The sequence below is a fragment of the Polaribacter sp. BAL334 genome (assembly GCF_015767435.1).
GTDB lineage: Bacteria > Bacteroidota > Bacteroidia > Flavobacteriales > Flavobacteriaceae > Polaribacter.
The window spans coordinates 1-371 of the sequence record NZ_JADWOV010000314.1; the positions used below are offsets into that span (position 1 = coordinate 1).

The 371-nt window shown below is 38.3% G+C and carries 1 protein-coding gene; it reads left to right on the forward strand.

The window, feature by feature from the left end; translation table 11 throughout:
* On the forward strand, positions 1-371 hold a 371-nt coding region (locus IU405_RS11980; RefSeq protein ID WP_317193370.1), incomplete at both ends, for a beta-ketoacyl-[acyl-carrier-protein] synthase family protein.

The following is a 371-nucleotide window of genomic DNA, read 5'->3' on the forward strand; positions in this document are numbered from 1 at the left end:
AGAAATGAAAGTCCAGAAACTGCTTCAAGACCTTTTGACGCAGAAAGAGATGGATTTGTTTTAGGTGAAGGTGCAGGTGCTATTGTTTTGGAAGAATATGAACATGCCAAAGCAAGAGGTGCCAAAATTTATTGCGAATTAGTTGGTGGTGGAATGTCTTCTGACGCGTATCACATGACTGCTCCTCATCCTGATGGAATTGGAGTAATTGCCGTGATGAAAAACTGTTTAGAAAACTCAGGATTACAACCAGAAGAAATTGATCATATCAATACTCATGGAACCTCTACACCTTTAGGAGATGTTGCTGAATTGAAAGCAATTTCAGAAGTTTTTGGTGAGCACGCAAAAAATATCAATATCAATTCAAC